This is a genomic window from Halovivax gelatinilyticus (assembly GCF_024300625.1).
Classification (GTDB): Archaea; Halobacteriota; Halobacteria; order Halobacteriales; family Natrialbaceae; genus Halovivax; species Halovivax gelatinilyticus.
In genome coordinates this window covers 2,475,597-2,488,657 of record NZ_CP101322.1, presented here as the reverse complement: position 1 = coordinate 2,488,657, position 13,061 = coordinate 2,475,597, and the positions used below count along the sequence as shown (strand labels likewise).

Here is a 13,061-nt window from a genome sequence, read left to right as displayed (position 1 = left end):
TTGGACCGACCCTCTGAATTAGGCGAACCGGCCCCGTCCGTAACACAGCATCGCGTTCGGCGACCGGTCGAGATTATTGGCATGCGTTACCAATATACTACCCCTATCACGTAATTTATGACGCTCGCTTACCTATTGGTGCACATGACAGACTTCGGCTTGAAGGTCAGAATGGTCGTCGTCGGCGCCATTCTGTTCGCCTTTTACCTCGTGGCAGCGACCGCAATCGCCGCGATGACGGGCTTTAACCTGTGGATCATCCTCGCCGTCGGGATCCTGATCGTCCCGGCGCTCCAGTACAAGATCGGGAAGTGGATGGCGCTACGGGGAGCAGAAGACATGCCCGACGACCCGCGGTACCAGCACGTCCACCACATGACCGAATCGCTCGCCAGGGATATGGGCGTCCCAACCCCACGATTGATGAGACAGCAGATGGGTGTCCCGAACGCGTTCGCAGTCGGTCGCAAGGGCGCCGGTGTGGTGGTCGTTTCGGACGAGCTGATGGCCATCCTGGACAACGACGAGCTCGAGGGCGTCATCGCCCACGAGATCGCCCACATCAAAAACCGCGACGTCATCACGATGGTCGTCGGCCAGTCGATCGGCATGATCGTCGGTTACGTCGCCTACTTCGCGGTCCTGATGGGTGGCGAACGGAACATGGGGACCTGGATCCTCGCGATGGCCGCCTCGCAGATCGCCAACCTGCTGGTGATGATCTTCGTCATGGCCATCTCGCGCTACCGCGAGTACGTCGCGGACGACGACGCCCGGGACGCGATCGGTAGCGGCGATCCACTGGCCCGCGCGCTCGAGAAGATTTCGGCCGGCGCCGAAGGTCGCGACCAGCAGACGAACGACACCGTTGCCGCGCTGTGCATCTTCAACGCCGACCGGAGCCTGCTACAGAGCATCTTCTCGACGCACCCACCGACCGAAAAGCGCATCGCGAAGCTCCGGAGCTAACCTCGAACCCGGATCGAACCGGTTCGACGAATCGGAACCGGTTTTCCATCACAGGTCGACGTCCTCGCTCGAAAGTGCTTTGTCCGTGTGAGTGTTCGGTGTGAACATGTCTAACGTTCACCCAGGCCAGCGGGTCGCCGTGCTGGTCGACGCGCAGAATCTCTATCACTCCGCCCAGAGCCTCCACAGCCGGAACATCGACTACGCCTCGCTTCTCGACGCCGCCGTCGGCGACCGACAGCTCACGCGCGCGATCGCCTACGTCATCCGCGCAGACTCCCCCGAAGAGGAGTCGTTCTTCGACGCGCTCGTCGACATCGGCTTCGAGACCAAGATCAAGGACATAAAGCGGTTTCCCGACGGGTCGAAGAAGGCCGACTGGGACGTCGGGATGAGCTTAGACGCGGTCACGCTCGCCAACCACGTCGACTCGATCGTGCTGTGTACCGGCGACGGGGACTTCTCGCGACTCTGTTCACACCTCCGCCACGAAGGGGTCAGACCCGAAGTGATGGCGTTCGAATCGTCGACGGCCGAAGAGCTGATCGAAGAAGCCGACAGCTTCGTCGACCTCGACGGAGACGTCGATCGATTCTTGCTCTAGACTCAGATCGCCCGCGTCTCGCAGTTTCTGATGGCCGCGATGGCGACCGCGCCGATCGTCAGCGCCACGGCGAGACCCGCCATGCCGTAGACCACCGAATCCGACGGGGCCTGCGATCGACCGACCAGTAGGAGAGATGCCGTTCCGATGAGACAAACGCCGAGTCCGATCTGCGTACCGTCCATTTATTGCCAATTCTATCCTTCGACCAGTAATAACCTCACCGTTTTATCAGTCCTGTGCTCGAAAATAAGCTGAGAGCGGAGATTGTCTTATTTTCTTCGTCGGCCGTCCGCCGATCGTCGTGGTGACCGAGCGGGTCCATGTCCCACATCACCGCCGGGTCGGCGATCCCGCCGACTGAGTCGATAGCCTTTCACCCGGCCGCCGAGAAGAACGGCCGATGACAGACGAACGGGAACTGGCCGCGCTCAGGTACGTCGCCGAGTACCAGTTCGGTGCGGGAGCGGGGACCGCCCTGTTCGATCCGGCCGAGTCGCCGACGATCACCCGCACCGGAAGCGGACGGCCACAGCAGATCCACGTCGACGGCGATCGCCTCGTCTCGTACGGAACGGACGGCCGATTCACGCTCGGCCTCGAAGGCGGCCGTCGGCTCGCGGCGGCGTTCGACCCGCCCGTCGGACGCGTCGTCGTCGACGACGAGAGCGAGCCGTTCGTCCGCGACGGAAAGAACGTCTTCGCGAAGTTCGTCCGCGGGGTCGACCCGGCGGTCCGCGCCGGCGACGAAGTGGTCGTCGAACACGTCGACGGGACGCTGCTCGCCGTCGGTCGCGCCGCCCTCGACGCCGGATCGATCCGCGACTTCGAGACCGGGATGGCGGTGAAAGTCAGATCCAGCGTCGGGCCCGAGGAGTGAACGCCCGGACGAACCCGCCGTCGGCGGTCGTCAGCCTTTTGGCCGCGCGTGGTAACCTCTCGACTATGTTTGGTGGAGGCGGCGGTCTCGATCCGCGGAAGATGGAACAGATGATGAAACAGATGGGCATCGACATGGACGAACTCGATGCCGAGGAAGTGATCATCCGAACGCCGGATCACGATCTCGTCTTCGACGCACCGGACGTCACGCGAATGGACGCCCGGGGCCAGGAGACCTACCAGGTGATCGGCTCGCCGGAAGAGCGCGAACGGACCGGCGGCGACGCCGAGGCCGCCGACACCAGCGGGGGCGCGTTCGACGAGGACGACGTCGAACTCGTCGCGACGCGCACCGGCGCGAGCGAGGACGACGCGCGCGATGCACTCGAACGCCACGGCGGGGACCTGGCGGCCGCGGTCGCCGACCTGGAGTGAGCCCGTCTCCCGTCCTCGTCGTCTACGAGGACCGCGAGTACCTCGTCTCCCCCGGCGAGGAGTTCGGGACCGACCTCGGCGTGCTCGACGTCCCCGAAGACGTCGAGCCGGGAGCGACGATCGAAACCCACCTGGGGACCGAGTTTCACGTTCGCGCGCTTCGCGGCCCGGATCTCTTTCACCACTTCGAGCGGACGGGCGCGCCGATGGTGCCCAGAGACGTCGGGCTGGTCATCGGCGAGACCGGCGTCGGCACGGGTGATCGGGTTCTCGACGCGGGAACGGGGACTGGCGTGCTCGCCGCCTCGATGGCCAGAGCCGGGGCGTCGGTTCGCACCTACGAGCGCGATCCGGACTTCGCCGAGGTGGCGAGAGCAAACATGGCGCTCGCGGACGTCGCGGACGGAGTCGAGGTGCGGACGGGCGACCTCACGGCGGCGCTCGACGAGCTGTGTGACGAGATCGCCGACGGCGCGCCGTCGTTCGACGTGGTGACCCTCGACACGGGCGACGCCGCGACGGTCGTCGAGCGAGCGCCGGACCTGCTCGTCGAGGGCGGCTTTCTCGCCGTCTACAGCCCGTTCGTCGAGAACGCGCGACAGGTCGTCGAGACCGCCACCGACGCCGGGCTGGCGAACGTCCGAACGCGCGAGACGATCCAGCGAGAGATGGACTTCGACGAGCGGGGCTCGCGGCCCTCGACGGCACCCGTGGGTCACACGGGCTACCTGACGCTCGCGCGAAACGAGTGACTGATTCTCCGGGCGGCGAGGTCGACTCGCCGTCGGCTCTGTCGACTGCCTCTTTCATCCACGGGGAGGGGTTCGACGCCGCCAGAGGCCGAGAACGCGTTCGTTAGTGGTCGTCCTCGCGCCACTTGTGCTCGCACTCGGTGCAGATGAAAAAGCGCGTCTCCGATTCGTCGGCCGACCGGATCTGCTGGAGGTACCAGTAGGCGGTGTCGTTCTCGCAGTTCGGACACTGTACTTCGGTTTCTGGGAGCGAATTTTCCTCGGAGGATTCGATAATTTCGCTCGACTCCTGAGCGTCGGTCACGACGTACGCCTGGGCGTCGTCTTTTGCTTTGGTGAACTCACAGCTGCCACAGACCCACAGCCCGTCGTCGGCTTTCATCATCGAACCGCATTCGTCGCAAAACTCCATCGTTGTCCGAAATGGCATGCCGAGGGACTTAAACGACGTGTTTGGCGCGCGAAGACGACGGTAGCGCCGGCCACCTCGTCGCCGCGGGGCTAGCCTTCGCCTTCGGACTGGTAGGGTTCGCCGACGGCGTTTCGAGGGAGCGCGGCGAACAGATCCGATTCGAGTTCGTTCTCGGAGTCGAATCGCTCCGACTCGACGTGATCGAGCGTCTCGCCGATCGTCGTCTCGCCGTCTGCGAGCTGAAGTCGTCGGTCGCCGAGTCGGTCGTCGACGTCGCTCCGCGTGACCGGATAGGGTAGTGTTTCGAGCGTGGCACCGAGTTCGTTCAGGGTGATCGGTTCGCTCATGGGTGCCCTAGGACGCCGACGGGAATGAACGCTCGCCGTGATCGGGTTGACCGTCACGTCGGCCGACGAGTCGGACGCGAGTCGCACCGTCGGTCCGTGGAGCGACGCGATCGATCGAAGTCGTATTTCGGTTCGAAATGCACTTGAGGATCCGCGCCGAACTCTCATCGAATGCGCCAGTCGGTGACTTCGCGGGTTCGCGCGGCGTTCGCGGTGGACCGACGAATTTTCGCGCTGGCGTTCGCCCGACTCGCCGACGGCATCGGCAACTCGTTTCTCATCATCGTGATCCCGCTGTACGTCGCGAGCGACGTGGTCACGGGCGAGACGTTCGGGCTCGAGGAGGCGATGGTCATCGGGATCATCCTCTCGTTGTACGGGCTGTTGAACAGCCTGTTACAGCCGTTTACGGGTCGCCTCTCCGATAGCCGGGGTGCCAGAAAGCGCTTTATCGTGATCGGCCTCGCCGGCCTGGCGACGACGAACTTCCTCTACCTCTTTGCCGGATCCTACCTCTCGCTCGTCGTGATCCGGGCGCTCCAGGGCGTCAGCGTCGCGTTCATCGTCCCGGCATCAGTCGCCCTGATAAACGAACTCGCGACGGCCGGTCACCGCGGCGGCAGCATGGGTATCTACAACACGTTTCGACTGGTCGGCTTCGGCGCGGGGCCGGTCGCCGCCGGCGCGGTCGTCGCCGCCGGACCCTACGAGCTGTCGCTCGGAACCCCGTCGTTCACCGTGAGCGGCTTCGAGATGGCGTTCCTGATCGCGACGGTCACCGCCCTCGTCAGCCTCGCGATGGTCTCGGTGCTGATCAGCGACCCCGAGCGGACCAAGGCGACGGCCGGCGGGTCGCCGTCGATACGCATCACCGATCCCCGCGGCGACAACCTGCTCAATCCCGTGATCACGCTCGGCATCGTCACCCTGTTCATGATGATCGGGATCGCCCTCTTCGCGACGCTCCAAAACGAAGTCAACGCCAAACTCGATCAGGGCTCGACCTGGTTCGGCCTCCAGTTCGCCGCGTTCATCTTCGCCCAGATCGCCCTCCAGACGCCCGTCGGCGGCGCCAGCGATCGCATCGGTCGCCGACCGTTCATCCTCTGGGGCATGGTGTTGTTGATCCCGACGACGCTCGCGCAGGGCGTCGTCACGACGCCGGAGACGATGTTCGTCGCCAGGCTCGGCCAGGGCATCGCCGGGGCGATGGTGTTCGCGCCGGGACTCGCACTCGCCGGCGACCTGGCGCCGGAGGGCGAGTCCGGGACGACGCTGTCGGTCCTGACGATGGCGTTCGGGTTCGGGATCGCGATCGGTCCGCTCGTCTCGGGCTTTCTCGTCGGCTTCGGGTTCATCGTCCCGTTCGCGTTCGCCTCGCTTCTCGCGCTGGTCGGGGTGGTACTCGTCGCGACGCAGGTCGACGAAACCCTGGATGCGGCGGTCGCCGACCGGCCGTCGCTGGCCGAATGAGTCGTCGGACGGTGACAGTGCGCAACGCAAAAGTACTGATTTCTCGTACGGTCGAACGATGACCCTCTCCGAGGAGGCGCTGGATCGCCTCGCCGACGTGGTGCAGCTGCAACCGACGAAAAACAGCGAACTGCAGGACAGGTGGGACCTAGAAAGCGGCAGCGACGTCCACCAGTACCTCGAATCCGAACTCTCGGAGTACTACTTTCGCGACGACAACAGCCTGATCAGGGCGACGCCCGAGGCGGCCGACCTCGTCGACGTCGAACCGGGCGTCGAGAGCACCGAAGAAGGCGCCGTTCCCTCGAAAATTAGCGTCGACGGGTTGCAATCGGCGATCCTCGACGTCGTCCCCGGTCCCGACGAGCGGTCGGTGAGCGTCGTCGCCGTACTGGAACGCGTCCGCGCGGAGACGGATCTGGATCCGGACGTCGACGACGTTCGCTCGGGCCTAAAGCGGCTCCGCCGGACCGGCGTCGTCGAGGTCGAGTACCGAACCGTACCGACCTTCCGACTGGCGACCGCCCGCGACGAGGTCGAGGTTCGAGTCGCCGACTGACCGACGGGAAACGAACCGTCGACGGATTTGACGGCGAGCGTACCGATCGACGGGAAACGAACCGTCGACGGATCGGAACGGGCGAGCGCAACGATCGATCGGATCGGGCGCAACGATCGATCGGATCGGGCGCAACGACCGACGGAAAAACGGGGTGCGAAGACTCGGGCCGGACCGGCGTTACCCGGTTCGGCGGGGCCGGCGGATTGTTGTGAACCTCAGAAGACGTACTCGTCTACCATCTCCTGGGGCGTGATCACCTCGAGCACGTCTTCTTCCTGGTACGCGGACAGCTCGCTCGCGAGGGCCTCGAGGGCGGTCTGTGCCTCCGAATCGACGCGATTGAACGCGATCGTCGTGATTCCGCCGACGGTCGCGGTCCACTCCAGCAGGTTCAGCGCCTCCTCCGGATCTGGGTTCGTCATCCGCGGACAGAGGTGGGGATTCGCGGCGTGGCCCTGCGACGGGAAGCGACCCGCGAACGCCAGGTCGTGCGCCTCGGTGACGGCCTCGTACCCCCGATCCTCGATCCGGCCACCAGGGAACGCGAAGAAGCCGGCGCCGTCGTAACCGCGGTCGTTGAGCCAATCGACGGCCTCGTAGACGTCGGCTTCGCGCTCGTCCGGGTCGACGTCGGTGGACTGTAACCCCCGGCGGCCGTAGCTACCGACGGTCCAGCCGGCGTCGGCGAGTTCGTCGAGTTGCTCGACGGTCAGCCGGTCGCCCTCGGCGTTCTGGGTCTCGCGAACGCGATTCGTAGCCACGAACGTCGTCGCTTCGAGATCGTGTTGGGCCAGGATCGGGTACGCAACGGTGTAGTCCTCCTCGTAGCCGCCGTGGAACTGAATCTGGATCTTGCCCTCCTCGCTCCGCGGGGAGAAGTAGAGGTCGTCGACCCAGAGCTGCCCCTCGAACTCGTCGCCGGTCCAGTGGACGACGTGAATCTCGCCGATCCGGGAGAGGTCGACGTCGCCTTCGTACTTCGAGAGGCCGAAGTTTCGACGGACGAACGGGTGGGTGGCGTCGGTCTCCTGGCGGTACTCGGCTTTGGCGCCGTCTTCGTCCCACAGCTGGATCGACGGCGCGCCGGGGCCGTCCGACGCCATCGCCAGGCCGGGGACCACCTCGGAGCAGTCGAGCGGCGAAGAGAGCGTGCGGATGATCCGTCCGCTGTTGGCCGATTCCGGGACGCTGATCAGCGCTGATTGGGATCCCTCGAAGTACTGGTCCGTATCGGCGTCGAGCGAGCCGTCCATCGGCGCCCAGTCGTCTAAGTCCTCGAAGTCGTCCCAGGTTCCCGCGAGGTCCGGCGGCGCCTCCGACGGTTCGTCCTCGTCGAAGTCGCCGTAGCTGTCGTCGCCGTCGGTTTCGTTCGAGTCGTCGTCACTGCCGGCGTCACCCGCACAACCGGCGACGGCCAGGGTCGCCGTCGCTGCGGACATCGTCAGATAGGTGCGTCGATTCATGCGTGAGTGTACGCCGAAGCCACCGTAGCGGAGGGGTTTGTTATGTTTCGGTTGGTAATTGAGTATGCGAGCCACACGAGTGACAGGTCTGTCGTACACCGTCAGCGCGACGGACGGGTCAGTTCCGAACGGTGTCGGTCAGATCGACGAGCGCGGAGGATTTGTCGGCGGTACGATCAGTGAACGCGCGAGAACGGGCGGCTAGGGTGAGCGTATCGGGCGGTCGGTTTGGTCAGGCGGATCGGGATCGAAGTGGGCGAGCGGATCGAGCGAGTAAATCGGTCCCGATGATTCGGTCGGGCCTGATCGTCGGTCGCCCGGTAAACGAAATGGCGACGCCACTCCCTCGAAGCGAAGGGAGAGACGGTGGGACTGACGAGCGCTATCGCCAGTGTATCGACGTCGGGAATGCCCGGTACCGCTCGCTGCGTCGACCGGAGTCGAATAAAAAACCTATATCTGCCACGTTCCTAGATTCAGGTACAATGCAATTTTGCGACGAGTGCGGGTCGATGATGCACACGGAGGGCGAGACGTGGGTGTGTCGCTCGTGTGAGAACGAGAACCCGCGGGAATCGCAGGCGGAAGCGGCGATGGCGATCCGGGAGGGCCAGCGAGACGACGGGGCGCCTGCCGTGGCCGACGTGACCCAGGACACCACCGAGAGGATGGAAGTGCCCTGTCCAGCGGACGACTGCGACAGCGACCGGGCCTCCTACGAGATGATTCCCAAGCCCGGCGGGTCCTACGAGGTTCGACTGTTAACCTGCGTCGAGTGTGGCCACAAGTGGCGCGAGACCTGACGGCGCACCTCGCGAACTCCCTCCATACGCACAGACTCCCCCTCCTCTTCTTCGGGCGTTGAACGCAGATACGCACCTGCTGTCCGCTGGGTGTGCTCTCCACTGAAGACGAGGACGCCGGTGGCTAGGCGGTGGGTACGTGGTCGGTGGTGATCGGTTGCGATTGATGGGCGTGCGTTTCGAATGCGGTCACACGTCACATCGGCTTTCGGAATCGGGGTGTTGGTCCGCCGTGAGTTTAGAAAATGGTAGTGACTCGGATATCAGCCGAATTGTTGTGATACAGGCCTGTTGTCCGGCGATATCAATTAGCTATAAGTTTAATCGGATCACACGTCACACTGGAAGTGCGTCTCCACTCAGTCGCGGGGACGTGCGCTCAGAAATGTCCCGGGTGTCGCAGCACCCGAGACGCGCTTCCGAACCGAGAGGTTCCAGAAGCATGACCAGATATAGTGTACACCACCATAAGCGTCTCGGGAGCAACGTGTCCGAAAACAGCAGCGAGACGGCCGGAAGCGGCGGAATTAGTGATAACGATGGCTCGGACCCGGACGAGAATCGGTGCGACCGGTCGGGCGGAGACGAGCGGTGCGAGAACAGATCCGATGACAAACCCGGGTCCGACGACTGGAGTGAGAACGGCGGCTACCCCAGACGGCCCCGCTGGACACCCGACTGTCCGAAGTGTGGCGGGCCCGTCATCGGCGTCACCATCGCCGGGCCGATGACCAGCATGGTCACGCCCTGTGGCTGTCGCGTCCCGCCGACGAGCCTCGACATATAGGAGGTCGAGACTCGGTCGGTGACGGGGAAGCTCTCGCCGTGTAAATCACTAGTCAGACCGGGTTGAGGGGGCGGACGGAATTCGAACGGGCTGTATCAGTGCGGTCAGCATTCGTTGATCACGCGGGCAAGCGTCTTTTCGCTCGTTCGCTTACAGAGAGAACGGTGAATATGAGCCCCGATGAAATCGACAACGTAGACAAAGGGATCATTTACCTGCTTCAGCAGGACGCCCGGAAACGGACCGTCGCCGATATCGGCGATCAGGTCGGCGTCTCTTCGAGCACGGTAACGAATCGGATCGACAGGCTCGAAGAGGAGGGCGTTATCAAGGGGTACCACACGATCGTAGACTACACGAAAGCCGGACTCGGCCACCATCTGCTCGTAACTGCGACCGTTCCCATATCAGAGAGAGCGGACCGAGTGGATGAAATCATGGAAATATCCGGCGTCGTGAGCGTCCGAGAATTACTGTCAAGCAATGCGAACCTGTCGTTAGAGTTGGTCGGACACAGCCAGGACGGCATAGAGGAGAGCCTCGCAGAACTGGATTCCCGAGGTGTCCAGATAGAACGCGTCGAGATCATGAAGCAGGAACAGGCGAAACCGTACAATCATTTTGGCCAAGAATTCGCAGACGAGGACGACGTTGGCTGATTGCCAGACCGGTTTAAGTACCGCTGGTAAATGTGTAACAGACAACATGTTTAAGTAGGTCAGCGGGGTACAGTTGTTATGAGAGCGATTCACGCCGACGAAGTTGGTGAGAGCAGCGTCACTCAGACAGTCGTTGAATCGGTCGCCGAAGCGGAAGGTATCGATCCCCTCGAACTCTCTCCTCCGTTGTACGACGTCGTAGATACTGAGGCCCTGGAAACTCTTTTCGCGGATAAGAAGGGGCTTGGAAAGATCATATTCAACTACAAGACATTCGAGGTCAGCGTATTCTCTGATGGATATGTCTCGATTGTAGACAACGGTACGCAGGTATCCTGAGAAGCAGGTTCGCTTCGCTCGATCTGGCCGTTATAGCGCGATCATATGCTGGATTTTCTGCGTTGTTTCGGGAATCGTCGCCTCCGAAACTGAGTCAGATAGTGGGTACACTCGCGATTACGATCGTTTACGCCTCTTAGCGCCGCGTCGCGCACTCATCGTCGACGGATGGGGTCGGTCGAGAGATTGATGCTCGCCCGCGTCGATGAACGTCGATTCCTCACAACGAGTCCGAATCGCTCGGTTGCGGCGGGGCGTGCCAGCGCCACATGAACACGGCGATGAAGACCACTTGCAAGAGCGCAATGACGAAAACGTCCTCACCGAGGACGAGCGCTGCGTCGAGCGTCCACAGCAGCATGAACAGGCTCGGCAGGGCGACGGCAACGAACTGGCCGATTCGTTTTGCTCGCGACATGCGTTACCGCGATCCTCCATCGGGGAGACGGTCGCAGTCGGCTCGATTCGATAGCTTTCCGGATATCTGTTGGGTCACCTGTGCCGATTCCGATCGAATTGAGAAAAGGGTGCTGGCCGGCCGAGCGGCGTGGATTGCCGGTTCTGCGGCGACCGCTCGCTAGCGTCCGTTTCACCGCCTTCGCAGTATATCGGCGGTGATCTGTGAGTGGAGCGTCTTGGCTAGTCGCGAGATCGTCGGGCACGATAGGTATCGATAGGGGGAGTCGAACCAACGGGCCAACCCTGGTTCGAACGTGTGCATATCCTGACGTGTAGAGGTGCGCGCATCGTCACCGTTTGGTTGCCAGTGCCGATTACTCACCCGTCGAGTCGGTATTCGTATCGAGTCGTGCGGTTATCGGTACTATTTTAGGGATCGAAGTTGGGAGGTTTCGAAGTCAATTTCGGACGTGTGAGGGATTTCAATCGGCCCTTGGACCCGTTCTTCACCCCCTTGGAAATCTTCAGACGGGAATATTTCCGATTGCTATACTGTCAAGTGAGGCTATGTGGCAGATACATTTATACTATCGGAGTGCTGTTGACTCTCTCGTACCCGACAGTCGAATCGGAAAACGACGATGGACGGCCGAGCGGGATATTAGCCCATTTCCTCGCCCGTCGTGCGTGTGGTCACCGAACCACACGATAAGTTTTCCGTTCAACTCGTCGAGGTGACAAGAACAATGAACGGACGCACACTACGCGACAAGCTGGTGGGAACGGACGACAAACGCGCGGTCTCTCCCGTAATAGGAGTTATCCTAATGGTTGCCATCACCGTCATTCTGGCAGCCGTGATCGCTGCCTTCGTGATGGACATCGGGCCGGGAAGCGAATCTACGCCAAATTCACAGATCGATATCTCTGTGGACGATGACACAATATCCTTTTCTCACGATGGAGGAGATTCGTTTCAAGCTGAAGATGTTGTTGTAAATATACAAGGCGAGGATGCTAATAAAGACTTCCCAACTACCCAGAGTAGCTTTGGTGTTGGAGATCACGAGAGCGTTGACGCAAGTGGATTCAGTGGATCTGCGGACCTAGATGGAGAGACTGTAACAGTTCAGCTGGTTCACGAGCCGAGTGATGGAATCATCGTCAGTAGCAGTGTTGACCTTGACCACACCGATTGGGATCTTAGCTAAATAGCGTCCGAGAAGCGTCAAAGTATCGGACGAATTTCTTCTTTCTGCTGTCTGTACCACCGATACAACCTTGCATAACAGGGTTGGCGACCGGGCTACGAGGCTCCCGACCAGAATATACAAAAACAGCACACAAACTCACTGGTGCCAACTTCCCCAAATGTTCATTTAAATGCTACTTTCTGAGATTGAGTCACGAATCAAGACAGTCACACCTGGGTACTGACCCGTGGCAAGGTCACAAGAACGTGGAGTAGACCTGATTGAAGCACTGATATCACCGTTGTTCATTGCTGTCTCCCTCCTAATGGGAGGTATCGAATCGGCCGTGATTTCGAACGATCAACTTCGATCTGGCCGGCGTGCTGTACGCCGCCGCAGGCGTCGAGATCCATTGGGTTCGTCGCCACGATCGTGGTGCTGCTCATCGCTTACCTCAGTAACGAGACGCGCGACTGGGGCGACTTCAACCGGGAACAGATGGGGATAACCACCGAGATAATAATGCTGAGTAACAAAACATCACTCGAACTCGCCACATCTCACGAATACACTCTAGACAGCGCCGCTAGGTGTCCGACGTCCACCGCTCGCACTCGTCGCCTTCGACCAGGCGGCTCATCTGGAAGTACCGTCCTGTTCAGCCCCTGTGTGTTCAGACCGTAGCCGGTCCGCTGTCACTCTCGAAGTGATTTCCCGCAGGGTCCTACGGCGTGCTTTTGCCCGTTCCCAGCGTATACTCGACTTGGCCAGCAAACCACCAGTCGTGTGTAAACTCTGAAATGAAGAGATCGAATCCGGGGTGAGTATCGAACATCACCTGGTGAAAACCACAGGCCGCCAGAAGTAGCGGAGAGACTGGCGACAGCGTGGGAACATGAAGAACTCGAAGAGCTCTCGTACCGTCTCCGTCGACCAGTAGACCCCGATTTAGGTCATCCTGGACATCGGGCTCAGCCCCGTA

General features: G+C 61.7%; 17 protein-coding genes. 12 read left to right on the top strand and 5 right to left on the bottom strand.

The genetic code is table 11. The features are described from left to right. Positions 1–144: 144 nt before the first annotated feature. Both NKH31_RS11770 and NKH31_RS11765 read left to right on the top strand, forming a co-directional pair. Entirely contained in the window at positions 145–969 is an 825-nt protein-coding gene (locus NKH31_RS11770) for a M48 family metallopeptidase (RefSeq protein ID WP_254861992.1), read from the top strand. 106 nt (positions 970–1,075) lie between these two features. After that, positions 1,076–1,573 (top strand): LabA-like NYN domain-containing protein, encoded by a 498-nt coding sequence (locus tag NKH31_RS11765; RefSeq protein ID WP_254861991.1) that lies wholly within the window; start codon positions 1,076–1,078, stop codon positions 1,571–1,573. 2 nt (positions 1,574–1,575) lie between these two features. Here NKH31_RS11765 and NKH31_RS11760 read toward each other — a convergent pair whose 3' ends face one another. Continuing rightward, entirely contained in the window at positions 1,576–1,758 is a 183-nt protein-coding gene (locus tag NKH31_RS11760) for a hypothetical protein (RefSeq protein WP_254861990.1), read from the bottom strand. Between the two features lie 218 nt (positions 1,759–1,976). On the opposite strand from NKH31_RS11760, the gene NKH31_RS11755 reads away from it, so the two are divergent. The 3 genes from NKH31_RS11755 to NKH31_RS11745 all read left to right on the top strand — a co-directional run bounded on the left by NKH31_RS11755 (position 1,977) and on the right by NKH31_RS11745 (position 3,642). Further along, positions 1,977–2,453, top strand: a complete 477-nt coding sequence (locus NKH31_RS11755; RefSeq protein ID WP_254861989.1) for a PUA domain-containing protein — start codon at positions 1,977–1,979, stop codon at positions 2,451–2,453. 65 nt (positions 2,454–2,518) lie between these two features. Beyond that, positions 2,519–2,890 (top strand): nascent polypeptide-associated complex protein, encoded by a 372-nt coding sequence (locus NKH31_RS11750; protein WP_254861988.1) that lies wholly within the window; start codon positions 2,519–2,521, stop codon positions 2,888–2,890. Then, positions 2,887–3,642 (top strand): methyltransferase, encoded by a 756-nt coding sequence (locus NKH31_RS11745; RefSeq protein ID WP_254861987.1) that lies wholly within the window; start codon positions 2,887–2,889, stop codon positions 3,640–3,642. The genes NKH31_RS11750 and NKH31_RS11745 overlap by 4 nt, the downstream gene beginning before the upstream one ends. 103 nt (positions 3,643–3,745) lie before the next feature. Here the strand turns inward: NKH31_RS11745 and NKH31_RS11740 are convergent, their stop codons facing one another. Both NKH31_RS11740 and NKH31_RS11735 read right to left on the bottom strand, forming a co-directional pair. Beyond that, positions 3,746–4,054 carry a transcription factor S gene (locus NKH31_RS11740; RefSeq protein WP_254861986.1) on the bottom strand — a complete coding sequence of 103 codons (309 nt, stop codon included), beginning with the start codon at positions 4,052–4,054 and terminating at the stop codon, positions 3,746–3,748. A gap of 89 nt (positions 4,055–4,143) precedes the next feature. Then, positions 4,144–4,401 (bottom strand): DUF5789 family protein, encoded by a 258-nt coding sequence (locus tag NKH31_RS11735; protein ID WP_254861985.1) that lies wholly within the window; start codon positions 4,399–4,401, stop codon positions 4,144–4,146. 171 nt (positions 4,402–4,572) lie between these two features. On the opposite strand from NKH31_RS11735, the gene NKH31_RS11730 reads away from it, so the two are divergent. Next, positions 4,573–5,874, top strand: a complete 1,302-nt coding sequence (locus NKH31_RS11730; RefSeq protein WP_254861984.1) for an MFS transporter — start codon at positions 4,573–4,575, stop codon at positions 5,872–5,874. Positions 5,875–5,932: 58 nt separating this feature from the next. Further along, positions 5,933–6,433: a DUF5797 family protein gene (locus NKH31_RS11725; protein ID WP_254861983.1), complete on the top strand. Its 501-nt coding sequence runs from the start codon at positions 5,933–5,935 to the stop codon at positions 6,431–6,433. 218 nt (positions 6,434–6,651) lie between these two features. Here NKH31_RS11725 and NKH31_RS11720 read toward each other — a convergent pair whose 3' ends face one another. Then, positions 6,652–7,875, bottom strand: coding sequence for a polysaccharide deacetylase family protein (locus NKH31_RS11720; protein WP_254861982.1), 1,224 nt, complete (start codon positions 7,873–7,875; stop codon positions 6,652–6,654). 509 nt (positions 7,876–8,384) lie between these two features. On the opposite strand from NKH31_RS11720, the gene NKH31_RS11715 reads away from it, so the two are divergent. The 4 genes from NKH31_RS11715 (at position 8,385) to NKH31_RS11700 (ending at position 10,487) form a co-directional block, all read left to right on the top strand. Beyond that, positions 8,385–8,702 carry an RPA12/RPB9/RPC11 RNA polymerase family protein gene (locus NKH31_RS11715; RefSeq protein ID WP_254861981.1) on the top strand — a complete coding sequence of 106 codons (318 nt, stop codon included), beginning with the start codon at positions 8,385–8,387 and terminating at the stop codon, positions 8,700–8,702. A gap of 487 nt (positions 8,703–9,189) precedes the next feature. Then, the gene (locus tag NKH31_RS11710; protein ID WP_254861980.1) at positions 9,190–9,489 is read left to right on the top strand and encodes a hypothetical protein; all 300 of its coding nucleotides are present in this window, start codon (positions 9,190–9,192) and stop codon (positions 9,487–9,489) included. Between the two features lie 170 nt (positions 9,490–9,659). Next, positions 9,660–10,148, top strand: a complete 489-nt coding sequence (locus NKH31_RS11705; RefSeq protein WP_254861979.1) for an Lrp/AsnC family transcriptional regulator — start codon at positions 9,660–9,662, stop codon at positions 10,146–10,148. A gap of 78 nt (positions 10,149–10,226) precedes the next feature. Further along, positions 10,227–10,487, top strand: a complete 261-nt coding sequence (locus tag NKH31_RS11700; protein WP_254861978.1) for a HalOD1 output domain-containing protein — start codon at positions 10,227–10,229, stop codon at positions 10,485–10,487. 220 nt (positions 10,488–10,707) lie between these two features. Here the strand turns inward: NKH31_RS11700 and NKH31_RS11695 are convergent, their stop codons facing one another. Then, the gene (locus NKH31_RS11695) at positions 10,708–10,905 is read right to left on the bottom strand and encodes a hypothetical protein (protein ID WP_254861977.1); all 198 of its coding nucleotides are present in this window, start codon (positions 10,903–10,905) and stop codon (positions 10,708–10,710) included. A gap of 757 nt (positions 10,906–11,662) precedes the next feature. On the opposite strand from NKH31_RS11695, the gene NKH31_RS11690 reads away from it, so the two are divergent. Continuing rightward, the gene (locus NKH31_RS11690; RefSeq protein ID WP_425492262.1) at positions 11,663–12,097 is read left to right on the top strand and encodes a type IV pilin domain-containing protein; all 435 of its coding nucleotides are present in this window, start codon (positions 11,663–11,665) and stop codon (positions 12,095–12,097) included. The last annotated feature ends 964 nt before the right edge of the window (positions 12,098–13,061 follow it).

Excerpts from the sequence above, each read along its gene's own strand:
- NKH31_RS11760 (WP_254861990.1), bottom strand. The coding sequence starts at position 1,758 with ATGGACGGTACGCAGATCGGACTCGGCGTTTGTCTCATCGGAACGGCA.
- NKH31_RS11720 (WP_254861982.1), bottom strand. The coding sequence starts at position 7,875 with ATGTCCGCAGCGACGGCGACCCTGGCCGTCGCCGGTTGTGCGGGTGAC.
- NKH31_RS11755 (WP_254861989.1), top strand. The coding sequence starts at position 1,977 with ATGACAGACGAACGGGAACTGGCCGCGCTCAGGTACGTCGCCGAGTAC.
- NKH31_RS11765 (WP_254861991.1), top strand. The coding sequence starts at position 1,076 with ATGTCTAACGTTCACCCAGGCCAGCGGGTCGCCGTGCTGGTCGACGCG.
- NKH31_RS11725 (WP_254861983.1), top strand. The coding sequence starts at position 5,933 with ATGACCCTCTCCGAGGAGGCGCTGGATCGCCTCGCCGACGTGGTGCAG.
- NKH31_RS11750 (WP_254861988.1), top strand. The coding sequence starts at position 2,519 with ATGTTTGGTGGAGGCGGCGGTCTCGATCCGCGGAAGATGGAACAGATG.
- NKH31_RS11705 (WP_254861979.1), top strand. The coding sequence starts at position 9,660 with ATGAGCCCCGATGAAATCGACAACGTAGACAAAGGGATCATTTACCTG.
- NKH31_RS11700 (WP_254861978.1), top strand. The coding sequence starts at position 10,227 with ATGAGAGCGATTCACGCCGACGAAGTTGGTGAGAGCAGCGTCACTCAG.
- NKH31_RS11715 (WP_254861981.1), top strand. The coding sequence starts at position 8,385 with ATGCAATTTTGCGACGAGTGCGGGTCGATGATGCACACGGAGGGCGAG.
- NKH31_RS11735 (WP_254861985.1), bottom strand. The coding sequence starts at position 4,401 with ATGAGCGAACCGATCACCCTGAACGAACTCGGTGCCACGCTCGAAACA.
- NKH31_RS11695 (WP_254861977.1), bottom strand. The coding sequence starts at position 10,905 with ATGTCGCGAGCAAAACGAATCGGCCAGTTCGTTGCCGTCGCCCTGCCG.
- NKH31_RS11730 (WP_254861984.1), top strand. The coding sequence starts at position 4,573 with ATGCGCCAGTCGGTGACTTCGCGGGTTCGCGCGGCGTTCGCGGTGGAC.
- NKH31_RS11770 (WP_254861992.1), top strand. The coding sequence starts at position 145 with ATGACAGACTTCGGCTTGAAGGTCAGAATGGTCGTCGTCGGCGCCATT.
- NKH31_RS11740 (WP_254861986.1), bottom strand. The coding sequence starts at position 4,054 with ATGGAGTTTTGCGACGAATGCGGTTCGATGATGAAAGCCGACGACGGG.